Genomic DNA, 19,589 nt, shown 5'->3' with positions numbered 1-19,589 from the left:
CAGAACCAGCAGAAGGGTTTTTCATGCAATAGCATGGATCTTTCCTTTTCTTATTTTTTGAAAAGGATGACCTTGATCCCCGCTGTGAGCAATTGCTGTTTTTTGTATATGTCATATGGTGTTTATTGCCAACCAAAAAACGCTTGTCAGTGTTTTTGCTCTTGTCTCACAATTGGCTAACTCAAGCTTTTGAACAAGGCTCCTCGAAAAATAGTCTACGACTATTTCCCGACCTTGCAAGGGTTTCACCCTTGACCCAATGGGGTTCCCCCATGCCCCTTGAAGAGCAAAAGCAGATCAATAACAAGAACCCCTGGAGGGGTCATGATGGATACTGAAAAACAGCCTGAGCCGCTCGATAGACTGGTGCAAATCAATGCCCAGGTGCTGCTGTCGCAGCGCGAATTGCTCAATCAAAAAGCTCGATCGGCGGAAATGAACGTTAGCCAGTTTGTCAGCCGGTTGATCACTGAGGCGGTGGTGGAAGTCACCCCCGGCATTTCGAAACAGCTGCAGGAACTGAACGCCTGGTTGGGCCGGATCAACAGCAACCTGAATATGTTGGCCAAGCATGCGAATACCCATCGTGAAAAGGCTGATGCGACGTTGATCATCTACCAGCTTGGGCAAATCGGCGATGACGTGCGCCGCTTTGCCGAGCTGACCGACGCGATCCGCGTGTTGAGCCGCAAACGCAAACCGCGTTCGGCGAAACGAGCGGCCAAAGCGCAGCAGGTGCCGGCATGATCCACGGCCTTTCCAAGTACAGCAGCAGTGGGGCCGGCAGCGGCCTGGATTACTTCCTGGACGCGAACTATTTCGACGAAGCGGCGCAGGAGTGGAAGTCGCGTGAGCCCGCTCCGACGCTACTGGAGGGTGATCCGGAAGTGATTCGTGCGCTGTGCGAAAGTCTGGATTTTAAGCACAAGTACACGTCTGGCGTGCTGAGCTTTTCGCCGGAGGAAACGGCGCTGATTGATGCGATACCAGGTCGAAAGGAAGCCCTGCTCAAGGACTTCAAGGACTTCGCGTTTGCGGGCATCGAGCGCGAGGACAGTCGGCTAATTTGTGTGGCAGAGCATCGGCACCTGGGCCGGCTGGAAATGCATTACATGATGCCGCGTGTGCACGCCGAATCGGGGAAATACTTCAACCCGTTTCCGCCCAATTACGATGGCAAGCGCGGCCCTGGCAGCAACCAGGTGTTTACCCGGCAAAATGATGCCTTTATTGATCACATGTGTGAGAAGTACGGCCTGCAGAATCCCCGCAATCCTCAATATAAAAGGCCGGTAAAGCTCAAACCGTTTGACCCGCAGAAAAATATCAAGCAGCAAGTCATTAAAGCTATCGACACCTTAATTGATAACCGAGCTATCGGTGGTCGAGATGACATGATTAAGTTTTTGGAAAACAGTGGTGCAACTATAACAAGAAAAGGCAGCGACTATTTTTCCTTCAAGTTTGAAGGAATGGATAAGGCTGTGCGCTTAAAAGGGGAAATTTATGGTGAACGATCTTTCTCAAAAATTGCAGAAAGGCATGCAGAAGCAGTTGCAAGATTCGAAGCTGGCCGCGCTGGGTCTGAGTCCCGATACAGTGAAGCACTTGCTGAGCGAACAGCGGAAACTCAAGGACGACATAAACTCGCTGGCGACTCAGTTGAGCGCGCAAAGCGACTTGAATCAGTCTCTGCAACTGAACTTGGAAGCCTGTCAGAAGAATTTAAAGCAGTTAAAAACGATCTTGATACTTTCAGCCCTAAGTGTCGGACTGCTGCTCGCGATTTTGTGGCCGGTAACCCGCTGATTCGCGGTTACGACCAGGCGCAAATCGATACCTTGGCCAATGCTTGTCATCCAGAGTTAGAGATCGCTGACATCAAGACGGGTGACCCGATCGCGGATGACTTGAGACGCAAGCTGTACAACTCAATCAAAAAAGGTGTCGACGAGGCGATGGCGCAGTCACGCAAATTCTTCCGGCAACAGCATGAAGCGGCGGACGACTTCCGCAAGGCCTTTGCCCGAGGTTTTTCGACGCTGTTCAAGTTCAACCTGGGCCTGTATTCAGGGCGCAATTTTCTGCACCAGGACGGCTATGGCAGCGACTTTGTGTCGAATCGTCGGCTGATCGGCGACTACATCAAGCAGTTGCGTGACGACATGCGTTATCTGCAGTTGCTGGAGCAGCAACAGACACGGGTCGAGCAACGGATCCTGACGCCGTTGGAGGCGGTCGAGAAGGCGCGGGCCGGTACTGAGCTGCGTTCGGATCTGTCGTCGCTCTCAGAGGCTTCCCGGCAGGCTGGGCCCAGCATCGATGAGCTGGAAGGCCGGCTGAAAGCCGGCAAGCCGCAGGGCGACGGCGAGGACGGCCTGGTCAAATAAAAATCGCCTTAGGTATTGTACTCACAAAATTACTGAGCTATATTGATTGTGTGAGTACAAAACAACCGAGGGTAACAACATGACCAAGGCATCTGACATAAGCATCGAGCAAGCGCAATTCATCGAGGCACTGAAGCTGCAGGACGAGCAATACGCGTGGGGATTGGTTTCGCTGTATCCGTTGATGATTGACGCTCTTGAACCTGCTGAAATCAAGCCTTTTGCCCTGAGAGCCGCGACGATGTTGATGACGATCGCGTGTGAACTCGGGCGTCGGCATGAACACACCGACCAACTGATTTCGCACATTGTCCTGGATCTGCTGCCGATCACTTCCGTTCGTCAGCTTGTTCATGCTAATGTGAGTACATAAACGAATGGAGAAACGCTATGGGCCGACCGCGCAAAATGACTGAGGAGAAGCGTCTGAACGTGAAACTGGAGAGCGCGAAGCATGAGCGCTTTCAGCTCGCGTGCGAGGCCAACGGCACGACGATGTCGGCTGCGGTGGAAGATTTTGTTGATCGCTACACAGCGCTGTATTTGCCACCACAAAAACCTGAAAAGTGAGGCTGGTGCAGGGTTTGGTCTAATCGGCAGTTGCCAAACTGTCAAGCATTTTTGATGCCAGAAACATTCTGGCTTCACCCAAATGCTGGATTTTGAGCCTGTCGCAGCGTAACTTTTGCGGATGCCCAAGGATTTTTGGGCAAAAAAAACCCGCCAATGGTGGCGGGTATTTCCTGGAAAGCGGTTCAGTTGTCGAGGCCGTCCGCTTTCCCTTTAAACACAAGGGGATTCTATGCCTGCTGCACCGAAAAATACAAGCTGGAGCGCTCGCTTCAGAGCCAAAAATCGTCCGATTGATCCTGATGCTTTACCCATTATCAGCGATCGCGAAAAGCACCTGGCGCGTGAGACGAGCCCGCAGGAATACCTGGAGTCGATGGGCTATCGCGTCCGTGTCGAAGGCCGGCATTTGTCCGTTCGCATCAAGTTAGACGAGTATTTTCGCTCCACCAGGATGCCGGAAGGGCATTGGGTGACTTGCGACAACTATCAAAATGGCGTCGGGGACAACATTGCCTTGGTGCAGCATTTGGAGCCCGCATTGGGCTTCGTGGATGCTGTGCACCGTCTTACCGGAGGGGATTTTATCCTGGCTTCAGGCGCTTCATTCAAACCGAAGCCGAAAGCCCTTCCCCAGCCTCCAGCTTTGCCGGTACAGCGCTTTGAATATCGCTCTAACGGTCGCGCCTATCTTCGTGACCAGCGCGGAATTTCCGAGCCCACCCTTGATCATGCCGAGGAATCTGGATTCTTAGCTTACGGCCTGGACGGGGTTTTGTTTGTCGGTCGGGATGATTACAGCAAGCCGAAGAACATTACTCGTCGTGCCATCAACCACAACGGTGAAGGCTCGAAAAAAGACCTGCGGGGTTCGAGCAAATTTTACCCTCAGGTCTTGCCTGGAAGCCTCCTGGAGGTCTGGATCGTGGAAGGCGGGGTTGATGCCTTGGCGTTGCACGACATCTGCCGCCGCGCCGGTCAGGATGTGCCCACAGCGATCGTCAGCGGCGGATCGAACGTGCTTTCGTTCATCGACAATCCTTCAGTCGCAGCGATTCTGAAAGGCGCTGTGAGGCTCTGTGTGAGCTGCGAGCGCGAGAAAGATGATGTGACTGAGGGTAAGACCCTGGCGGCTCACCTCAAGCAGCTGGAGCGTATTCACGAGCTCAGAGGCGATCACCTTGCGAGGCTGATTCCAGCGGGGCAATTCAAAGACCTGGCAGCGGAGAATTTCGCCCAGGGCGTGGGAATAAAAATAACAAGATCATCACGAGCAGCGGCGGCCACCGCTACTCGCGACTAACCACGAATCCTCAGGGGGATCAGCATGGCTATCAATATTTTAGAAGCATTCGAGAACAAGCCGCCAGTGATGCAATGCCTATGGCCCAAGTTCCTTTTAGGAACCGTAGGAGCGTTGGTCGCACCAGGTGCCACGGGTAAAAGTTTCTGGGCGCTGCAAGCCGCTATGGCTGTAGCCTGTGACGCTCCAGGCGGCGATCTCTTGGGGCTCAAGCCCGAAGTTCACGGGCGTGTCCACTACATCGCAGGGGAAGACCCAGCCGTCGCGATCATGCATCGCATCCACAGCCTTGGGGCCCATCTCGGTGGTGAAGCTCGGCAGTCGATCGCTAGGAATCTCAGCATCGAATCAGTGGTCGGCCAGCCGCAAAATCTGATGAACCCGGAGCAACGCGGCGCACTGATCGAAAAATGCCATGGCATGAAGCTGATCGTGATCGACACGCTGAGTCGGGTTCACCAGCTCGACGAAAACAGCAACGGCGAAATGGGGGCGTTGATCACAACCTTGGAGCACATTGCGATCAAGACTGGGGCATCCGTTCTGTACCTGCATCATGTCAGCAAAACCGCGATTCGTGAGGGTTCTGCAGATCAACAGAGTGCTTCTAGGGGGGCGTCTGCACTGACCAATCAGCCGCGTTGGTGTGCCTATATGTCGCGCATGTCGAATGAAGAATCCAAGGTTTTTTCCGATAGGCCAGGCGGAGCTCCGATTGGTGACGGCCTGGATCTGTACGTCAAACATGGGTCAACAAAAGAGAATTACGCACAGAAAGACCCTGCGGCTTGGTACCGACGTTCTGAGGGTGGAGTGCTCCTGCCAGTGGCTTTGCATAGGATCGAGAAAGCGTCATCGAACCGGAGGGAGCGCGCTCATGTCTAATTCCGGTTCTGATTACGAACTCAAATTTGCAATGCATGACACGATTCACTGCCTGACCCCCGGTCTTTTTAGGAGCCTCAAGCGCGGTGAACGCAAGCTCAGCAAGCTCGAAGTCAGCTACGAGTTCGGCGATGGTGAAAGGATTGAATTCAGCGGCCCTGAGCCCTTAGGCGACGACGACCTACGTGTACTGCAGGGATTGATCGCGATGGCGGGCCCGCAGGGGGAAATTCTCGCACCGACGACCGAGAGTCCCGAGGGGCTGAGCATCAGGCGAATGCTTGAGCTTCGTTGGGGGGCTGTGAATGAAGAGTCCCTGGTCGTCAGAGGCAGCTACAGAAGCCTCGCCAAGGAAATCGGTTATGCCGAGATCGAGAAATCAAACACAATCCGAGACTGCATTGAACGCCTCTGGAAGGTGTCTGTAATCGCCCAAAAAGATGGCAAGCGCTTGGGGTTTAGGCTGCTGGCAGACTACGCGTCCGATGACCCCAATGGTCAGCTATTCGTAGCTTTAAACCCTCGCCTGGCTTCTGCCGTGCTCGGCGACAAGTACACACGAATCGATATGAACGAGGTTCGCCAGATCAAACAGGGGGGCACTCGACTGATACATCAGCGCTTGTGTGGCTGGATCGATCACGGGAAAAGCCGGAAAGTTGGAGGTGACATGTTGTGCAGCTATGTCTGGCCCGACCCCGTTGACGAAACGGCTATGCGGAAACGTCGTTCAAGGCTCAAGCCATTGCTTGCAGAGCTCTTGGCGATCGGCTGGTCTGTTAAGCAATACAGCAAGGGGAAATTTGAAATCAAGCGGCCTGCCTTGTCTCGATCGGACGATGGCCCACTTCAGCATAATCTCTTTTAAAATCAATTAGATACAAAAGGCCGCTTTGCGGCCTTTTTACTTAATGACGTTCGGTACTGGATGCGTATCCACCTGCTTGACTGTCACGCTTTCTGGGGTATACAGCCGCATTTTTTCGCTATGGCTGGTGTCGAAATGAGCGGAAACGCGTCTTCTACGGCTTTGCATGCCCCCCTGCTTAACTGTCACACCGGGTGTTGCCTGGCCTATCTCACCCCCCAGGTTAACTGTCACGCCAAACCAGGTCGTTTCACAGTACCAGTGGGGGTGGATTTTGGCCGACTCACACCCTGCTTAACTGTCACAAACCCCCTGCTTAACTGTCACAAACCCCCTGCTTAACTGTCACACGCCGATCCTCTGAAAGCCTCTATTCACAAGGGCTGCAGCGATTTTTGCAATCTTCATCTAAGAGATATCTATGAGATATCTATGAGGAAATGCAAAATCAAAAGCTCGCCCCCGACCTTCGGTCGACCCCTTCCGGGGTGCTTCCAGCGGGGGAGGGGGTGGGTTCCCTGCCTTTGTTTGCGCGTCTCAGATCGCCTTGTAGAGCGTCAAAACGGAAGGTTTGGTCTGGGTTTGTGATATTGAGCATGAGCGTTTTTCATGTTGCTCGTAGTCTATGCAATCCCATTTTTATACAGAGGGAGTGATCATGCCTCACGTTGATGAATCGCTGGCCAAGGCTCGCCGCGTCCAGCAGCGCTGCCTTGACCAGGCTCGCCAGGGGGTCGCCCAAGGGCAGGGGATTGATCCTGCCGACACTTGTACCGAAGCACTGTTCGCGGCAGAGGCCGCTGGCCAGCTAGATGCGTTCTTTGTCGAGCTCAAAGCCCGTCAGGCGGCTCAGGCATCAGCTGAGCCCTCAGGGCGTCCCTGAGCGTCTCCAGGGCCGCTTCCAGCCGTCGATCCTCTCGGGCATCACCTGAGCTCGCCTTGAAGCTTTCCGCATGCCGGAACAGGGCTTCTGCATCGTTGTGGTTCAAATCGAAGGCAATCGTCATCCTTTCCTCCAGTGGAGTACAAATGTGCTCCAGTCAATGTTTCGGCTTGCCCGGCTTGAGGCTCCAGCCGGTGTGGCCGCTGCTCACGTATTCGATCGAATCGACGATCTGCCGCTCCATCCAGTCCAGCGTGGCGTCCAGGTTGGGATGTTCGCCGCTTGCACGCACTTTTTTCAGCAGCTGCAGCATCTCGACCGCTTCTTCCAAGGTCAGCTGGATGTCGCAATACACCGTTTCGTCGATGTCCGAGCTCACGTCACAACTCCACTTCAAACCTTTTGATGCCGGCTTTTGTGCAAAACCGCTCGATCGCGGTCAGCGAGGCCCATATTCGCAGCGGCTCCCTTTTGCTCCGAATGGGCAGCCAGCGGCCACCGAGGCGTGCGCTGAGCGAAAAGCCAACCCCACCGGGCCCGCGAACCGCCTGGATTTCACGTACAGCCGCTGTCTCTATCAGTGCAGAGAGGGTTTCCTGGTCAATTGCCTTGCGCATGCGCTGTCCTGCTTGTCTAAATCGGTTGAACAAAACGTCAAGATTTTGGGCCCTGGATCTGGACTTCGCTTGTTTTTTGGCAATTGGATTATCAAAAAATGGCCTGATTTTGATAATCCAGGGTGCACATCCGGGAAGAGCGAGTTTCAAAAAGCCGCCTGATTTTGGTAACCCAATTGCCAAAATCAGGCCTGTTTTTGAGAGAGGGCGTATCAACAGTTGAGAACTCGATTTCAAAAACACCGGGTTTTTTGATCGAGGCTCTATCAACAACGCAGCCCGTGCCTGGCCCGGAAACAGCGACTCCCCCTAGCGCACACCAACCTCCGGTCAGTGTCGGACACCGCAGCATGCCACAGATGGCCGGCCTGGGCACCCATTCCCCCTAGGAGTGGGCTACAGTACCGGCAGGACTGGGCGTCTCGGGCCTGGCTTTCGGGGCCCCTGATTGAACATAAGCGGCGTTATTCGCAGGGACTGCACCCAATTGAGAATTTTTCGCATTTACTGTTAACCCGCTTTTGATTCTCGGCGTCATTCGCCGTGCTGCAGCGCCTGGCCGATCCGCTCGACGCCTGAGCCCTGTTTTACAGCTGCATGGCCTGCGGGTTGCGAAACCCTGCACGAAACAAAAAAGACCCTGCGGTGATCGCGATCACCGCTTGGATCAATTCCATCACGCTCAAAAAATCGACGTCGACGTAGTTCAGGTACCAGCCCATGACGCTATGCAGGGCGGTCATGATCCACAGCAGCATGAAGATCACAAACAGGATGCCAGCGGCGATTCTCTTGGCGCGGGGTGCCAGGTAAAACGCGCACCAGTAGAACACCACGGTGGCTATCAGGGCGGCCAGCGGCAACACAATCGCCAGGCTGGACTTGGGTGCCCCGTGGTACAGGGTCGGCAGCGACACCAACCCTCCGGCCAGGGCTGGAAATACGAGGCAGCAGGGCAGGTACAACGCCCATTGGGCCCATTCTGGCAGACGTTTCCACAGTTGAATCACGGCGTGTCCCTACGTTCATTGGCGGTTTTAGGCGCAATTATGGCTCAGCCATAATTTGCCGAAGCGGCTATTTGCACTTATGTTTTAGAAAATAATTATGTTTGTCTGTTGATTTATGTTTTTGAATTGATTACATTTGCTACAACACAACGACCTCACCGCCTTGGAGCAAACGACATGAACATATCTCTCACCCTCTCCCCATCGATCGCAGCCTGGGCCAAGGCTCAAGCCAGCGCTGAAACCGCCATCCTCGACGTGCTGGAAGCGCATCTGGCGACGATCGACAGCCCGACCATTCGGGCCGGCAAGCTGCTGAAAACCAACGCGCTGAGCATGCCGGAAAACATGGAATTCGAAATCCCTCAAGTGATTGGCCGGCTCGACTGGGAGGCGCTGAGCCGTTCCGAGCGCCTGAGCCTGGGCAAGGAAATCAAGCGCACCCCCGAGGCCTTTGGCCTGGTGTTTTTACGTAAAAGCGCCTCCAACCACGCGATCTACAAGCGGGCCCTCTGATGGAGGCCGTGAGCCTTCTCGACATCGTCGAGCATGAGCCCCTGGTGTGGCGGCTCGCGTGCGAGCAGTGGGGGGAGCAGGCAGTGTGCCGGCTGTTTGCCGATGAAATGGCCGAAGACCCTTGTCTGCCCTTGAGCCTGCAGCTCGACGTCTGGGCGCGCATTGAACAGCCCGCGCTGGTGGAGCGTCTGCACGCGTTCGTGAAGGCTCCCGATCTGGGATCGGCGATGTTCGAGCGTTCGCTGGAAGACGAGGATGCGCCACGGCGCTATGAGCCTTTTCGCGTCGCCGCGTTTTATCGCTTGCTCAATGAGTTGCCCGTGGAACGGCTGCCGGCAACGTTGCTGGAGCAGCGTCTGGGGCTCGACCTGGGGTTTTAAGGGGCACCGCTGGCCGATCATCATTGTCAGCAATTATCTGTCGCAATGTCGTTTTTAACGTGACATATTGTCACTTAAGCAACGACATACCTGGAGGCGACATGGCTGACGACGATGATTTTCCGAGTGCCGAGCAGAACACGGTTGTGCTGGTCGAGACATTGCGCGATGACTTGGACGAGCTGGGCTGGACAGCGGCTGCGCTGATGGATCGCATGCGCTCCCTAGGCGACTACCGCTTGCCGGCGACGATCCTGCGCGGGATCAACCGGGCCCTGGAAGGCCAGATCAAGCCCTCCGGCGAGCTGTTGGCCCTGGTGCGTCAGGCCGTGCGCTTCCAGCGGCGTCTGCTGCGCACTTACGGAAACACGCCCTGGACAGAGCTGGGCGATGGTTCGCACACGACCCAGCTGGAAGACTTCACGATCACCCTCACGCCGCAAAGCCGGGGCCGGTGGCGGGTGAATCTGGTGCATAAAGACGGTTATAGCCCGCCCTTCCCGCGCTGGCAGGACAGTCTGGAGGCGGCGAAACACGTGGCCTTCATCACCCTCGACAACGCGCAAAACTGGTTGCTGGAGTACGCTGAAGAGCAGGCCCGCGAGGCGGCACGTTCTTAATCCGGAGGGACGCGGCATGGACAGCTGGACGCACGAACCGGCGCTGTACCGCCTCGCTCTGGACGTCTGGGGCTCCGAGCGGCTGGATGCCTGGCTGCGCGAGCAGTATGCGCAGCGCGACGAACTGCACGGGCTGGCCCTGACAAAAGCCTGGCGCGACATCGACGGCGGGCCGCTGCTCGATCGCCTGTGCCAATGGCTGGGCGGGCCGGCGGCCCTGCCGGCAGCGCGTAGGCCGGGCCGCTGGCTCCAGTTTTATTGCACCGGCCAGCGGCTGCTGTTCCATGCGTTGCTGCAGGCGCTGCCGATCGAGGCGCTGAGCGAGCCCCTGCGTGAGTGGCGCCTGGCGGTGGAACTGGGGGTGTGAGCGATGCGAATCAGCTACTTTTTTGATGAGGCCTTTGTCGCCGAGGAGCAGCTGCTGCTCAGTGCTGCAGAGCGGGTCTTTGCGGCTGAGCTGGATAAGTGTCTGCTTGAGCTTGCCCGGCGTTTTTCGGGCTTCGAGGATCTCTTTCAAAACGACGCCTGGCATCGCATTGAAGTGGGTGTGCTGCTTGAGCGTGTCGGGCAGGTGGTTGTTCCGCTCGATGCGACGCTGATGGCTGAAATGCCCGACGGCTTTCAGCTGGTTGGGTTCGGACAATTCCGCCATTGGATCTTCAACACGCTGCTGCAGGTGCTGCCGATCGACGCGCTGCCGGCGACACTGCTGGAACGGCGTCTGGCCGTGGAGCTGGGGGTTTGAGAATGGTCATGGAGCAGCATGTGCGGGGCCTGGAGCGGCACAATTTGCCCGAGCTGGAAGCCGTCGAGCGGCTGTGCCGTGAGCTGGGCGCCCGTGAATTCGAGGCGCTGGCCATGGGCCTGGCCGAGGCCTATCCGATCGCCCTGGACGAGTGCCGGCAATCGTTGGCTCGCTGGTGGACTCCGGGTCTGATCGGCATCACCGATACGCCGTTTGGGGCCCTGCAGCATGTCTGCGAGCGGCTGATCGAGCGCGAACCGGGGCTGCTGCAGCAACTCAGTTACCGTTGCCGTGACGCGCAGTGCACGGCGCTGCCCTTGGGCCTGTGGCAGGCCCTGGTGCAACAGGCGGAGAAGCAAGTATGAGCCCCGACGATGATGCAGAAAGCCGCTTGTGGCAAGCCGCGAGCCTGTTGCTCAGCGCGCCCGAGCTGCGGGCGGTGGTCGACGGGTTGAACGATCCGCCGCTGCCGATCGACATGGCACGCAGCGCGTACCTGATGCCACTGGCTCAGGTGCCATTGGCGCTGCTGCCGCTGCTGCAGCCTTTTGTCCTGCAGCGCGAGCTGTCCAGGGATTGGGTGGCTGATGGCGTGCCGCCTGGTATTTTTTTGCCCGAGGCCTTGATTGAGCGGCTCACGCAGCGCCTGGCCGTCGCGCTGCTGCTGCAATTGCAGCCATGGCTAGTGCCGGTGCCACCCGACTTGCCGGCGCGGATCCAGGCGCTGGTGGGGGACACCGAGGTCGACCTCGATCAGCCGCTGCCGACCGAGTACACCGCTGATGACTTGGAGCGCGAGCTGTTTCACCTGGCCCTGGCCACGCTCGGCGAGGAGGGCCTGGACGCGTGGCTGCGCGCGCAGCGGCAGCGGCATGAGCAGTGGCTCAGTTTGCCGCAGGGTGAAATATGGCTGCGCCTCGACCCCGGCCCGCAGATCGAGCGCCTGGTGGCCCTGGGCTTGTTGCCCAATCTGTTGGGGGAGGGTGGCTACCCGACCGGCGAAGACCAGGCGGTGTTTCGGGCGGGTCGGCAGCGCCTGTTCGACGAGTTGCTGCAGCACCTGCCCGTGGACTGTCTGCCACCTGAGCTGCGCGAAGCGCGGCTGCTGCTCGACCTTGGGGTCTGAGCATGCTCAATGCGCTGTTTCGCCACGAGCGAGCCCTCTGGGCCCTGGCCATTGAGCATTTCGGCGACAGCCTGGTGATGGTGTTGCAGGGCTATTTTGATCGCGCTCAGGCCTTGGATCCGGATCAGCATTACCAGTGGCGGTACGTCCCGCCCAGTCCGATGGTCGAGGCGTTGCAGCACGTGTATTTGCCGGGGGCTGTCGAGCCAGTGGGGTGCCGTCAGCGGCGATCGCCGCAAGCTGAGCTGCTGGGCTGGCCTGCGCATGAGTTGCACTGGCTGTTGCTCGATGAACACCGGGTGTTTCTGTTCCACCAGCTGACCCAGGCGCTGCCGATCGAGCGCCTGCCACCTGGGCTGACTGAGTTGCGCCTGGAGCTGGATCTCGGCGTGTAGCGGTCAGTCCTCGGCCCAGGGATCGAAGTCGGGATTTTTGAGGCGAATGCCGCGATGGCGATTGATCTGCCAAATCCATGGGTCATAGTCCGGAGGCAGCGCGGCGAGTTGCTCGCTGATGATCATCTGCATCGCGTCATCGCGCAGCATGGCCTTGGTGAGATCCTGCCATTCGCCCTTGGTGCTGACGCCTTTGATTAGCAGGTGTTCGTGCACATAGCGCTCGGTCATACCGACGCGCATGTGGCCGAATTCGGCGACTTCCTGGGGGTAGATGTCCTCCAAACTGAGGTGTCCCATGCATGACCTCCATGGCGAAAAGTTGAAAACCGGGGGTGTTTTCTTACTGCAGAAATAAGGCGTTCTTACTGCAAGTGTTTTGCATGGAAAAACGTCGTTTGCAATGATTTTGCACAGCTGACAAGGATTTTGACATGCGCATCACGACGCCCGTGGAGGGCCAGATCTACCGCCTCGCTCTGGCCGAACTCGGCGCCGAGGGCCTGGCCAGCCTGGTGGCCGAGTGTTTGGCACGCCCGGTACAGCGGCGGGCGGTCGATACTCTCGGTTATTTGAGGCTGGAATGGCTCGGCGCCGAGGCGCTGGAGGCCGTGCGCGAGGGTCAACAGCGTGCCGCCAAGGCCCGCTGGGGCAGTGATCAGGGCAAGGTATCCATTGGCCTCGGCGACAAAGCCAGGCTTTGTTATGCGTTACTGCAGGCCGTGCCGATAGCGGCGTTGCCAGTTGAATTCATCGAGCTCAGGCTCGTGCTGGATGTCGCTTTATGAGGCTCAGCCTGACGGACATGACGACCATCTGGGTCAGCGCTGGCCAGACCTTTGCCAACGATCTGGAGTTGCAGGTGCGGGCCTGTCTGCATAAGCCATTGCGGCTGACGGGTGGCTGCGAAATTGTCCCGATTTGTCGTCACAACAGCGATGCTGTTCAAGCGTTGCCGGCGCCGATCTTTGACGTGTTGCGCTATGCGCTGCCGGCGTCGGTGTTTGACGTGTTGCGCGAAATGCTGGCCCAGCATGCCGAGGCCGGCGAGCGCGCTCGCCAGACCCCTTCGCCGATGCAGCTGAATTTCGATCTCCCAGGGCGTTTTTTTCTGCCGATCCGGTTTTGGCACGACATCAGCGAGGCCATGTTGCAGCAGTTGCTGCAACATGCGCCGGAGGCACTGCCGGCAGCGCTGTTGACCCGATGCCTGGAGCACGATTTGGGGCTATAGCGGCTGTTCGTCGTCGCGTGAAAAGCATGCAAACCCCGGCCCGCAAGGGCCTTTTTTTCGCCTCAAAATCGGTTTCGGAAAGTCGTGAAATTAGCCCATGGGGGCTTCTGCCACGATTGTCGTGACAGCACGATTCAACCTTCGAAAATCAAAATGAGGTGATGCATGGACAATAAAGGAATCTGGAAAACCGCTGGGCAGTGGCTGGCCGAGCAGGCCGCGAGGGCGTTTTTCCGTGAGCTGTTCAGGGCCCTGTTCAAAGAGTGGCTGTGAGCCCGTTCAGGGCTTGGCCGGCAGCTTGGAAGTGTCCGGTGCGGTGGTCACTGCACCAGGTACGCTTACTTGCACTGGATTTGATTGAATTAACAGGGGTTTTAAACCCACTGAAAGTTGCAATAGGCTCATACCGCTCAAGCCATAAAAGAACAACTTACGCATGAGTTTTTTGAGATTAACCTTTGTTTTAAAGTTGGTTTTGATGCTGATCTCAAGTTCGCTCATGGCGGGCTCTCCAAGGGTTGTTGGAAGCGAGCATAGCCATGAGTCAAACTGCCTGCAAGCCCCGTTTTGCAAGGCTTTCTGCTATCAAGTTGTGCCTGCCGTATATCAGCCGTATAAAGCACGCTTGAATATTTTAAGTTGTAAAATGCGCAAAGCCTTGGTCTGCTTGGATGGAATTGAGTTAAGCACGGTGGTTAATTACGCCAAACAATGTAAGCGTACTTGAATATGCCTGTACGCCCATGGCCTAAAAATATTTTTAGGCGTGACGAATTAATGCACAAAAAGACCGTTGCGGTGGTGCTTCGATTGCACACCTGGAGGATGGCTGGCTGCTACAATTCCGACCCCTTTCAGTGCTCGGCGCGGTTGAAAACATGCAATGGAATGACCTGGTCATCGACGGACGCACGCGCAGCATGGCGCACCTGCAGCCGTTCGAGCTCACGTTCGAGGTGGCTAACCAGGCGCTGACGATCAAATTCGAGTTCGGCTTTCACACGTTCACCGACGACAAGGGCCATGGCCAGCAGCTGTTTCATAAGGGCGAACGTCGTTATTTTTGCCCCGATCGCTACAACTGCAGCACCCAGCTGCGCGACTACATCGAGCGCCGGTTTATTGAATCTCTGGCTGTACCCCACAACAGCCAGAAGAAAGGCGGGCAACGCTATTTCTGTATGGATCTGCACGAATACGCGATCTTTTTTTCGATCACCAAGCCCCATGGCACGACCAATTACCTGCGGTTACACGTGATTTCAGCTTATGAAGTGGCGAACTGGGGGAGGCCTTCACTGCCAGGTGGAAAGCCCTTCAACATGCGCTACATCCTCAAAGTGCGGAACGAAGGCAAGTCGGTCTGACAGACAGCAAAAAGCCCCAACCGCTTGCGCGCCTGGGGCTCTCTGTGAATCTCAATATCGGCGTGTTCTTTTCGACGTTGCCGTCGTTATCCTGCTCACGGGCTAGGAGAGCTTTCGCTCCGAAATCAACAGTTCCTGTTTCCAGGATTCCGGTCTCTGCTGACATAGTTATTATCTAGATATAGTGCCACGCGTGTCAACTTGCTTGACAAGAAACTTGGTCGTGACGACCCCAGCGTTCAACCCTGCCGGGGGCAGATTCATGTAAGTACTTACATAGTTACATAAAATAAAGCCTTGCCCGTTCGCTCCTGGCGGCCAGTGTGGGCAGGCGCACAGATATGGAGTTGATCCTGAATACATATATGTATTCAGATACATAACCAGCTTCAGCCGTGCTTGGTATTGGCTTTGGCCCGTGCTTTGTAGTGCTCGTGGTGCCGACCTCGAATAACAGCCATTTCGTTGCCCAGGGCCTGGAGCTCGTCGGTCAGAGCGAATTCAAGCTGTGCCAGGTCTTCGACGGTGACGGCTGACTTGTCAGCGGCGGTACGCCCCGCCTGAGCGAATGCCAAAAGAGTGGCCCGATTGTCCACGCTGCGACCGATCAGCCGCTCGAACACGTGGCCCGCGACGGTCGGGGTGATGTCTAGGCCTTCTTGTTTTGCATTCAGCAGCGCCTCCAGGACGAGGCTGCGTTTGCAAAGCTTGGCGGCGGTGGAGCAGCCGGCGCCGCAGCGTCCGGCGAGGACTCTCAGCAGTCCGTCGTGCACCTCGTTGGGTAGCGCTTTTTTGCGGAGTTCCAAGACTTCCTTCAGCAGTTTGTTGAAAGCGTCTTCAATGCTTTCTTCATAGATCGCCAGGAATTTCTGCACAATTGCACCTCAGTACATATATGTGTTCAGTATCAAAATAGCGGCCCATCGACGGCTCGTCAAGGCCAACAGAAGCCATCGGCAAAGACGACGCGAAGCGGCGTCGCGCAGTGGGGTCGAGCGGCCCTCCCGCTCGGCGTCGTGTGGGGGTGAAACCCCACGCCGGGCGCAAAGGGCGCGATCTTGATCCACCGGTTTGGAAGCAAAAGCACATGTAATTACTTACATACTTACAGGTCAAAAAGCCAGGTCAAAGGCGCGTTCGCCGGGCCTTCAGCGCATCGTCGGTCACCCTCACTTCACTGCCGCACCAGCCTGGCAGGCCGGGTGCAGACGCAAGGCCATGCCGCTTCGCGGTCGCTACGCGAGCCTTGCCTCTCCACCCTTAAGCCTGCCGCTGTTGTGCTGCAGCGAAGCGAAGGCGACCGACGAGCAGATCCTCCAGGGGGCCTTCATGGGCTCACTTCAAGCAAAGGGCTGTCGTGCTGTCGCACTCCGCTTTAACAGCGTTTGTTTGCAGCTCGCTTCTGCTCGGTCGGAGCAGGTGGAAGGGCAAGGGACAATCCGTCAATGTAAGTCTGTAATAATGTAAGTATTTACATTATTGGCCATCCTTGGCCTTAAGAACCCGTTAAATCAGGCCTTTCCAGGCTTATCAGCAGACTGTGCCGTGAGCAGCGATTCGACTTTGTTGTGCAAATCAGTGACTTGTTTCTTGAGCTCAGTCGCATCGCCCTGGGCGAGTTCAGCGGCTTTCAAGGCGGCATCACGTTCGCCGGCAGCACGCTCGTAGCGGCCATCCGCAGTCTGCTTGTCCAGCCTGGACTGCGACAGCTGACTTCCTACTTGTTCGAGCTGTTCCTGCAGCTTGCTGATCTTTTCCTCACCCGCCTGCTCGCGTTTTTCCGCTGTCGTGGCGCGGTCATCAGATGCTTCCAGCTTGGCCTTCAGCACTGCGCCTTCGCGATCTGCCGCATTCAGACGCTGGTTTGCATCCTCCAGGGCTTTGCGCAAGCGTGCGATTTCTTCACCGCGTTCGTTCAACAGCGCGTCGTTTGCGTTGGCCCGCAGGTTGGCAGTGGCCACTTCCAGGCGAGCCGCTTCACCCAATTGCTGTTCGCGCTTGAGATCGATATCGAGTCGATTGATTTCGTTCAGACGCTCGGCGGCTGTGGCAATGGCTTGGTCGCGCTCCGTCGTCAGCCCCAAGTTGGCCTCGGTCAATTGCTCAACCTGATTTTCCAGCGCCTCGCCGATCGAAACGAGTTCACCGAGTTCGCCCTGGGCCTGTGCCAAATCCGCCTCGATCGACGAGCGCGCCATTGCTGCACCTCGGGCCAGCTCCTTGCCGAAGGCGTTAACCAGCTCGGCGGGCAGTTCGTACACAGTCGACTGCTGCACCGGTCGGGATGACCGCCAGGCGAGCATGTGCTTTTGCAGGGTATTCATGCTGCCCGTGCCCAGCAGATCGCGCACGGAGCGGGTGGAGGGCTCGATGCCCTGGCCCAGCAGCTTGTCCGCTGCCGCAGCGACTTCTTGGTAGCTCACACCTTGTTTTGCCATTGTTCTTCTCCAGTGTAATCATAACGTATCATAACATCGTAACGCATCGTAATTCGTTACGTTATGGTGTTATGATACGGTACGCGTTACGATTCGTCAATGGGTTAAATGTAAGTTTTTACAAACTTACATTTTGCGTTGGGGCAGCATGAAATCAGCGCCTGCACTGCTGGAGGCACTGTGGCTAAAGGGCTTAAGTCAGAGCGATTTCGACGCGCAGCGGCGCATGAGTCCAGGCGTCGCCGGATGAGGCGTGGGGGTGCAAGGGGGGGGGGCACTCTCCTGCCACCAGGCCCGTGAAGGCCGACGCAGGAGAGAAGGGGGATTATTGCTCTTTGAAGCTCTTCCAGATGTGCTGGAAGTAGTCAGTCATCTTCATGCCGTGCCCTAGCGCCTCGACCTGGAACATCCGGTGCTCTTCTGCAGTGACATCGAACGTCAGCCGCTTGGTGCTATTGCGGTCAGGGAGGTTCGTCGACGAGGGTTCATTCTTGGCTTTGTTCGCGCCTGGTAGTTGTTTGATAGCCATGGTGGCTCCTGTAACAATGTAAGTTTGTAATAATGTGAGTTACTTGGTCAGAGCGCCGAACACCAGCTTTGCTTGCTTGCGCAAGCCTACGAATGGCGTTTCAAGGACAGATAGGCCGCGATCGGCTGACTGGCCGTATGCAGTCGAAAAATTGAGGGATGCCGGCACACACAGGAAGTCGTGTTCTTTGACCGTCTCGTACGCAGATTTGGCGTCGGCAGGTGTGCCTGCTTGCATGATTACAAACGCGATATGGTTCCGGCTGATGCCTTCTTCGAGCATGTTGTTCGCCAGGCCGACATTGGGGCTGAGGGCTGCGATGCCAGGGCCTGTGGGGATGATGATTCGATCCGCTGATTTTGCCAGCTCAAGCGTTTGCTTCGATGCGTGAGGTGCACCATCGATGATCACGTGTCGAGCGCCTGTTCTCACTGCGGCTTTGCCGATGTCTTCCAGGGTGTTGCATTTAATGATGTCGAAGCCCAGTGGCTTGTCACCCCGGAGCGACTTCCACAGGTCACAAGTCCACTGGCCGAAATCGATGTCGCAAATGATCACTTTGCCCTGGTCGAGCTTTGCGAGGTAGTAACCCAGGCCGTAAGAAATCGTTGATTTGCCGACTCCGCCTTTTTGCCCTGCTACGAGCCACACCGTCTGATCTGCCATACGAGCCTCCCTGTAATTACTTACATTATTACATATGTAAGTTTTGAGATCAACATGAAAGCGCTTCAGATCTGCCCACCTTTTCCTGGCCAACCTCGGCTCCGGCTCTCGGTGTTGAATCTCAAAACATATATGTGTTGAGCAAAGGCGGCGCAATTTCCAGTTTGGTGCGCACCACTGTGATTTGCCGGCAGCCATCCTCTTCCTGGCTGGCTGGCTGGCTGGCTGGCTGGCTGGCCTGGGCTTCGGTTTCTTTTTTTCACCCTCAACACATATATGTTTTGAGAGATATTCTCCACCTGGGCAGCGCAGAGCGAGGTCAATCGGGTTAAAAGTCTCTACACATATATGTATTCAGGATCAAATAGCCTCGTCCGCCTTTGCCTCAAACCATCTTTCTCGGGTCGACCTCGATTCTTTTGGCTGTGTAATTACTTACATAATTACATGGATTTTGTTGTGCTCAGATGCCCAGGTCTAGGGCTATGAGCTGCTCCAGCTGGTGATCCTTGGGGTCTACTGCCCCAGACCTGATTGCGTCTGTCAGCGTCACCAGTGCAGCCTCGATCTGTTGGGTCACCAGGACATATTCTTCCGGGTCGAAATCGAAAGAAGACAAGCCTTGTTCGCCTTCGGGGATGTCGTCGCCCATGCAGGTTTCTGATACGGCCAGATCGAGCCTGGCCTTCGACGCTGGGGAGAGGAATTTGGCGATGCAGTCGATTTCCTGGTCTTTGTGAAACGCGAGGTAGTTCGACCAGGAATGCCAATCCTGAGCGGCAATCAAGATGCAGGTTTTGTACGGGATAAAGATTTGGCAATAATGATCTCTCCGAGACTTGTGGCAATTCCTGCAAACAATGTCGATGTATGCACAGTCATTCGGGTCTTCAGGTATGGGGTCAGTTATTGCTGTTCGGCAGAACCAGCAGAAGGGTTTTTCATGCAATAGCATGGATCTTTCCTTTTCTTATTTTTTGAAAAGGATGACCTTGATCCCCGCTGTGAGCAATTGCTGTTTTTTGTATATGTCATATGGTGTTTATT

General features: G+C 56.3%; 29 protein-coding genes. 18 read left to right on the top strand and 11 right to left on the bottom strand.

Features of this window, described 5'->3' with window-relative positions; all coding sequences use genetic code 11:
- Positions 1-324 precede the first annotated feature (324 nt).
- The 7 genes from KGB27_RS26475 to repC all read left to right on the top strand — a co-directional run bounded on the left by KGB27_RS26475 (position 325) and on the right by repC (position 6,016).
- Positions 325-747: a plasmid mobilization protein gene (locus KGB27_RS26475; protein WP_223556914.1), complete on the top strand. Its 423-nt coding sequence runs from the start codon at positions 325-327 to the stop codon at positions 745-747.
- Entirely contained in the window at positions 744-2,390 is a 1,647-nt protein-coding gene (locus tag KGB27_RS26470; RefSeq protein WP_223556912.1) for a relaxase/mobilization nuclease domain-containing protein, read from the top strand. Before KGB27_RS26475 ends, KGB27_RS26470 begins: the two co-directional genes overlap by 4 nt.
- A 79-nt stretch (positions 2,391-2,469) precedes the next feature.
- Positions 2,470-2,763, top strand: coding sequence for a hypothetical protein (locus KGB27_RS26465; protein WP_223556910.1), 294 nt, complete (start codon positions 2,470-2,472; stop codon positions 2,761-2,763).
- A gap of 17 nt (positions 2,764-2,780) precedes the next feature.
- On the top strand, positions 2,781-2,960 hold the full coding sequence (locus KGB27_RS26460; RefSeq protein ID WP_223556909.1) for a plasmid partition protein ParG: 180 nt from the start codon (positions 2,781-2,783) through the stop codon (positions 2,958-2,960).
- A gap of 232 nt (positions 2,961-3,192) precedes the next feature.
- Positions 3,193-4,263 carry a hypothetical protein gene (locus tag KGB27_RS26455; RefSeq protein ID WP_223556908.1) on the top strand — a complete coding sequence of 357 codons (1,071 nt, stop codon included), beginning with the start codon at positions 3,193-3,195 and terminating at the stop codon, positions 4,261-4,263.
- A 24-nt stretch (positions 4,264-4,287) separates the two neighbouring features.
- Positions 4,288-5,148, top strand: coding sequence for a helicase RepA family protein (locus tag KGB27_RS26450; protein ID WP_223556907.1), 861 nt, complete (start codon positions 4,288-4,290; stop codon positions 5,146-5,148).
- Positions 5,141-6,016, top strand: a complete 876-nt coding sequence (gene repC, locus KGB27_RS26445) for a replication protein C, IncQ-type (RefSeq protein WP_223556906.1) — start codon at positions 5,141-5,143, stop codon at positions 6,014-6,016. The genes KGB27_RS26450 and repC overlap by 8 nt, the downstream gene beginning before the upstream one ends.
- Before the next feature lie 830 nt (positions 6,017-6,846).
- Here the strand turns inward: repC and KGB27_RS26440 are convergent.
- From KGB27_RS26440 to KGB27_RS26425, 4 genes are all read right to left on the bottom strand, one after another.
- Complete coding sequence (locus tag KGB27_RS26440) at positions 6,847-7,023, bottom strand: hypothetical protein (protein ID WP_223556904.1); 177 nt, start codon at positions 7,021-7,023, stop codon at positions 6,847-6,849.
- 33 nt (positions 7,024-7,056) lie between these two features.
- The gene (locus KGB27_RS26435) at positions 7,057-7,278 is read right to left on the bottom strand and encodes a hypothetical protein (protein WP_223556902.1); all 222 of its coding nucleotides are present in this window, start codon (positions 7,276-7,278) and stop codon (positions 7,057-7,059) included.
- Position 7,279: 1 nt separating this feature from the next.
- The gene (locus tag KGB27_RS31450) at positions 7,280-7,666 is read right to left on the bottom strand and encodes a hypothetical protein (protein ID WP_317850736.1); all 387 of its coding nucleotides are present in this window, start codon (positions 7,664-7,666) and stop codon (positions 7,280-7,282) included.
- Between the two features lie 437 nt (positions 7,667-8,103).
- The gene (locus tag KGB27_RS26425) at positions 8,104-8,526 is read right to left on the bottom strand and encodes a hypothetical protein (RefSeq protein ID WP_223556899.1); all 423 of its coding nucleotides are present in this window, start codon (positions 8,524-8,526) and stop codon (positions 8,104-8,106) included.
- Between the two features lie 177 nt (positions 8,527-8,703).
- Between KGB27_RS26425 and KGB27_RS26420 the strand changes: the two genes are divergently transcribed.
- The 8 genes from KGB27_RS26420 (at position 8,704) to KGB27_RS26385 (ending at position 12,308) form a co-directional block, all read left to right on the top strand.
- Positions 8,704-9,042, top strand: coding sequence for a single-stranded DNA-binding protein (locus tag KGB27_RS26420; protein ID WP_223556897.1), 339 nt, complete (start codon positions 8,704-8,706; stop codon positions 9,040-9,042).
- A gap of 8 nt (positions 9,043-9,050) precedes the next feature.
- Positions 9,051-9,422, top strand: coding sequence for a hypothetical protein (locus KGB27_RS26415; RefSeq protein ID WP_223556894.1), 372 nt, complete (start codon positions 9,051-9,053; stop codon positions 9,420-9,422).
- A 101-nt stretch (positions 9,423-9,523) separates the two neighbouring features.
- The gene (locus KGB27_RS26410; protein ID WP_223556892.1) at positions 9,524-10,042 is read left to right on the top strand and encodes a hypothetical protein; all 519 of its coding nucleotides are present in this window, start codon (positions 9,524-9,526) and stop codon (positions 10,040-10,042) included.
- 16 nt (positions 10,043-10,058) lie between these two features.
- Complete coding sequence (locus KGB27_RS26405; RefSeq protein ID WP_223556889.1) at positions 10,059-10,409, top strand: hypothetical protein; 351 nt, start codon at positions 10,059-10,061, stop codon at positions 10,407-10,409.
- Positions 10,410-10,412: 3 nt separating this feature from the next.
- A complete protein-coding gene (locus tag KGB27_RS26400; protein ID WP_223556888.1) occupies positions 10,413-10,787 on the top strand; it encodes a hypothetical protein in 375 nt (124 codons plus the stop codon).
- Entirely contained in the window at positions 10,784-11,152 is a 369-nt protein-coding gene (locus tag KGB27_RS26395) for a hypothetical protein (RefSeq protein ID WP_223556887.1), read from the top strand. Before KGB27_RS26400 ends, KGB27_RS26395 begins: the two co-directional genes overlap by 4 nt.
- Positions 11,149-11,913, top strand: coding sequence for a hypothetical protein (locus KGB27_RS26390; RefSeq protein WP_223556886.1), 765 nt, complete (start codon positions 11,149-11,151; stop codon positions 11,911-11,913). The genes KGB27_RS26395 and KGB27_RS26390 overlap by 4 nt, the downstream gene beginning before the upstream one ends.
- A gap of 2 nt (positions 11,914-11,915) precedes the next feature.
- Complete coding sequence (locus KGB27_RS26385; RefSeq protein WP_223556885.1) at positions 11,916-12,308, top strand: hypothetical protein; 393 nt, start codon at positions 11,916-11,918, stop codon at positions 12,306-12,308.
- A 3-nt stretch (positions 12,309-12,311) separates the two neighbouring features.
- On the opposite strand, the gene KGB27_RS26380 is transcribed toward KGB27_RS26385, so the two are convergent.
- On the bottom strand, positions 12,312-12,608 hold the full coding sequence (locus KGB27_RS26380) for a hypothetical protein (RefSeq protein WP_223556883.1): 297 nt from the start codon (positions 12,606-12,608) through the stop codon (positions 12,312-12,314).
- Between the two features lie 134 nt (positions 12,609-12,742).
- On the opposite strand from KGB27_RS26380, the gene KGB27_RS26375 reads away from it, so the two are divergent.
- Together KGB27_RS26375 and KGB27_RS26370 are read left to right on the top strand one after the other, a co-directional pair.
- Complete coding sequence (locus KGB27_RS26375) at positions 12,743-13,096, top strand: hypothetical protein (RefSeq protein ID WP_223556881.1); 354 nt, start codon at positions 12,743-12,745, stop codon at positions 13,094-13,096.
- The gene (locus KGB27_RS26370) at positions 13,093-13,542 is read left to right on the top strand and encodes a hypothetical protein (RefSeq protein WP_223556878.1); all 450 of its coding nucleotides are present in this window, start codon (positions 13,093-13,095) and stop codon (positions 13,540-13,542) included. The genes KGB27_RS26375 and KGB27_RS26370 overlap by 4 nt, the downstream gene beginning before the upstream one ends.
- A 279-nt stretch (positions 13,543-13,821) precedes the next feature.
- Here KGB27_RS26370 and KGB27_RS26365 read toward each other — a convergent pair whose 3' ends face one another.
- Positions 13,822-14,043 carry a hypothetical protein gene (locus tag KGB27_RS26365; protein WP_223556876.1) on the bottom strand — a complete coding sequence of 74 codons (222 nt, stop codon included), beginning with the start codon at positions 14,041-14,043 and terminating at the stop codon, positions 13,822-13,824.
- Between the two features lie 377 nt (positions 14,044-14,420).
- On the opposite strand from KGB27_RS26365, the gene KGB27_RS26360 reads away from it, so the two are divergent.
- Positions 14,421-14,909 carry a hypothetical protein gene (locus tag KGB27_RS26360; protein ID WP_223556874.1) on the top strand — a complete coding sequence of 163 codons (489 nt, stop codon included), beginning with the start codon at positions 14,421-14,423 and terminating at the stop codon, positions 14,907-14,909.
- 389 nt (positions 14,910-15,298) lie between these two features.
- Here KGB27_RS26360 and KGB27_RS26355 read toward each other — a convergent pair whose 3' ends face one another.
- The 5 genes from KGB27_RS26355 to KGB27_RS26335 form a co-directional block, all read right to left on the bottom strand.
- Positions 15,299-15,784 carry a hypothetical protein gene (locus KGB27_RS26355; protein ID WP_223556871.1) on the bottom strand — a complete coding sequence of 162 codons (486 nt, stop codon included), beginning with the start codon at positions 15,782-15,784 and terminating at the stop codon, positions 15,299-15,301.
- Between the two features lie 636 nt (positions 15,785-16,420).
- Positions 16,421-17,347 carry a DNA-binding protein gene (locus KGB27_RS26350; RefSeq protein ID WP_223556869.1) on the bottom strand — a complete coding sequence of 309 codons (927 nt, stop codon included), beginning with the start codon at positions 17,345-17,347 and terminating at the stop codon, positions 16,421-16,423.
- Positions 17,348-17,672: 325 nt separating this feature from the next.
- A complete protein-coding gene (locus KGB27_RS26345; RefSeq protein ID WP_223556866.1) occupies positions 17,673-17,876 on the bottom strand; it encodes a hypothetical protein in 204 nt (67 codons plus the stop codon).
- A gap of 39 nt (positions 17,877-17,915) precedes the next feature.
- On the bottom strand, positions 17,916-18,542 hold the full coding sequence (locus KGB27_RS26340) for a ParA family protein (RefSeq protein WP_223556864.1): 627 nt from the start codon (positions 18,540-18,542) through the stop codon (positions 17,916-17,918).
- Positions 18,543-19,005: 463 nt separating this feature from the next.
- Positions 19,006-19,497 carry a hypothetical protein gene (locus KGB27_RS26335; RefSeq protein WP_223556862.1) on the bottom strand — a complete coding sequence of 164 codons (492 nt, stop codon included), beginning with the start codon at positions 19,495-19,497 and terminating at the stop codon, positions 19,006-19,008.
- Positions 19,498-19,589 lie beyond the last annotated feature (92 nt).

This window comes from Pseudomonas sp. BF-R-01 (assembly GCF_019946615.1).
In the GTDB taxonomy this organism is placed as follows: domain Bacteria; phylum Pseudomonadota; class Gammaproteobacteria; order Pseudomonadales; family Pseudomonadaceae; genus Aquipseudomonas; species Aquipseudomonas migulae.
Note: the sequence above shows the minus strand (reverse complement) of the source record. Positions and strands in the feature narration are given on the sequence as shown.

Excerpts from the sequence above, each read along its gene's own strand:
- KGB27_RS26475 (WP_223556914.1), top strand. The coding sequence starts at position 325 with ATGATGGATACTGAAAAACAGCCTGAGCCGCTCGATAGACTGGTGCAA.
- KGB27_RS26470 (WP_223556912.1), top strand. The coding sequence starts at position 744 with ATGATCCACGGCCTTTCCAAGTACAGCAGCAGTGGGGCCGGCAGCGGC.
- KGB27_RS26465 (WP_223556910.1), top strand. The coding sequence starts at position 2,470 with ATGACCAAGGCATCTGACATAAGCATCGAGCAAGCGCAATTCATCGAG.
- KGB27_RS26460 (WP_223556909.1), top strand. The coding sequence starts at position 2,781 with ATGGGCCGACCGCGCAAAATGACTGAGGAGAAGCGTCTGAACGTGAAA.
- KGB27_RS26455 (WP_223556908.1), top strand. The coding sequence starts at position 3,193 with ATGCCTGCTGCACCGAAAAATACAAGCTGGAGCGCTCGCTTCAGAGCC.
- KGB27_RS26450 (WP_223556907.1), top strand. The coding sequence starts at position 4,288 with ATGGCTATCAATATTTTAGAAGCATTCGAGAACAAGCCGCCAGTGATG.
- repC (WP_223556906.1), top strand. The coding sequence starts at position 5,141 with ATGTCTAATTCCGGTTCTGATTACGAACTCAAATTTGCAATGCATGAC.
- KGB27_RS26440 (WP_223556904.1), bottom strand. The coding sequence starts at position 7,023 with ATGACGATTGCCTTCGATTTGAACCACAACGATGCAGAAGCCCTGTTC.
- KGB27_RS26420 (WP_223556897.1), top strand. The coding sequence starts at position 8,704 with ATGAACATATCTCTCACCCTCTCCCCATCGATCGCAGCCTGGGCCAAG.
- KGB27_RS26410 (WP_223556892.1), top strand. The coding sequence starts at position 9,524 with ATGGCTGACGACGATGATTTTCCGAGTGCCGAGCAGAACACGGTTGTG.
- KGB27_RS26405 (WP_223556889.1), top strand. The coding sequence starts at position 10,059 with ATGGACAGCTGGACGCACGAACCGGCGCTGTACCGCCTCGCTCTGGAC.
- KGB27_RS26400 (WP_223556888.1), top strand. The coding sequence starts at position 10,413 with ATGCGAATCAGCTACTTTTTTGATGAGGCCTTTGTCGCCGAGGAGCAG.
- KGB27_RS26390 (WP_223556886.1), top strand. The coding sequence starts at position 11,149 with ATGAGCCCCGACGATGATGCAGAAAGCCGCTTGTGGCAAGCCGCGAGC.
- KGB27_RS26385 (WP_223556885.1), top strand. The coding sequence starts at position 11,916 with ATGCTCAATGCGCTGTTTCGCCACGAGCGAGCCCTCTGGGCCCTGGCC.
- KGB27_RS26380 (WP_223556883.1), bottom strand. The coding sequence starts at position 12,608 with ATGGGACACCTCAGTTTGGAGGACATCTACCCCCAGGAAGTCGCCGAA.
- KGB27_RS26375 (WP_223556881.1), top strand. The coding sequence starts at position 12,743 with ATGCGCATCACGACGCCCGTGGAGGGCCAGATCTACCGCCTCGCTCTG.
- KGB27_RS26370 (WP_223556878.1), top strand. The coding sequence starts at position 13,093 with ATGAGGCTCAGCCTGACGGACATGACGACCATCTGGGTCAGCGCTGGC.
- KGB27_RS26365 (WP_223556876.1), bottom strand. The coding sequence starts at position 14,043 with ATGAGCGAACTTGAGATCAGCATCAAAACCAACTTTAAAACAAAGGTT.
- KGB27_RS26360 (WP_223556874.1), top strand. The coding sequence starts at position 14,421 with ATGCAATGGAATGACCTGGTCATCGACGGACGCACGCGCAGCATGGCG.
- KGB27_RS26350 (WP_223556869.1), bottom strand. The coding sequence starts at position 17,347 with ATGGCAAAACAAGGTGTGAGCTACCAAGAAGTCGCTGCGGCAGCGGAC.
- KGB27_RS26345 (WP_223556866.1), bottom strand. The coding sequence starts at position 17,876 with ATGGCTATCAAACAACTACCAGGCGCGAACAAAGCCAAGAATGAACCC.
- KGB27_RS26340 (WP_223556864.1), bottom strand. The coding sequence starts at position 18,542 with ATGGCAGATCAGACGGTGTGGCTCGTAGCAGGGCAAAAAGGCGGAGTC.
- KGB27_RS26335 (WP_223556862.1), bottom strand. The coding sequence starts at position 19,497 with ATGCTATTGCATGAAAAACCCTTCTGCTGGTTCTGCCGAACAGCAATA.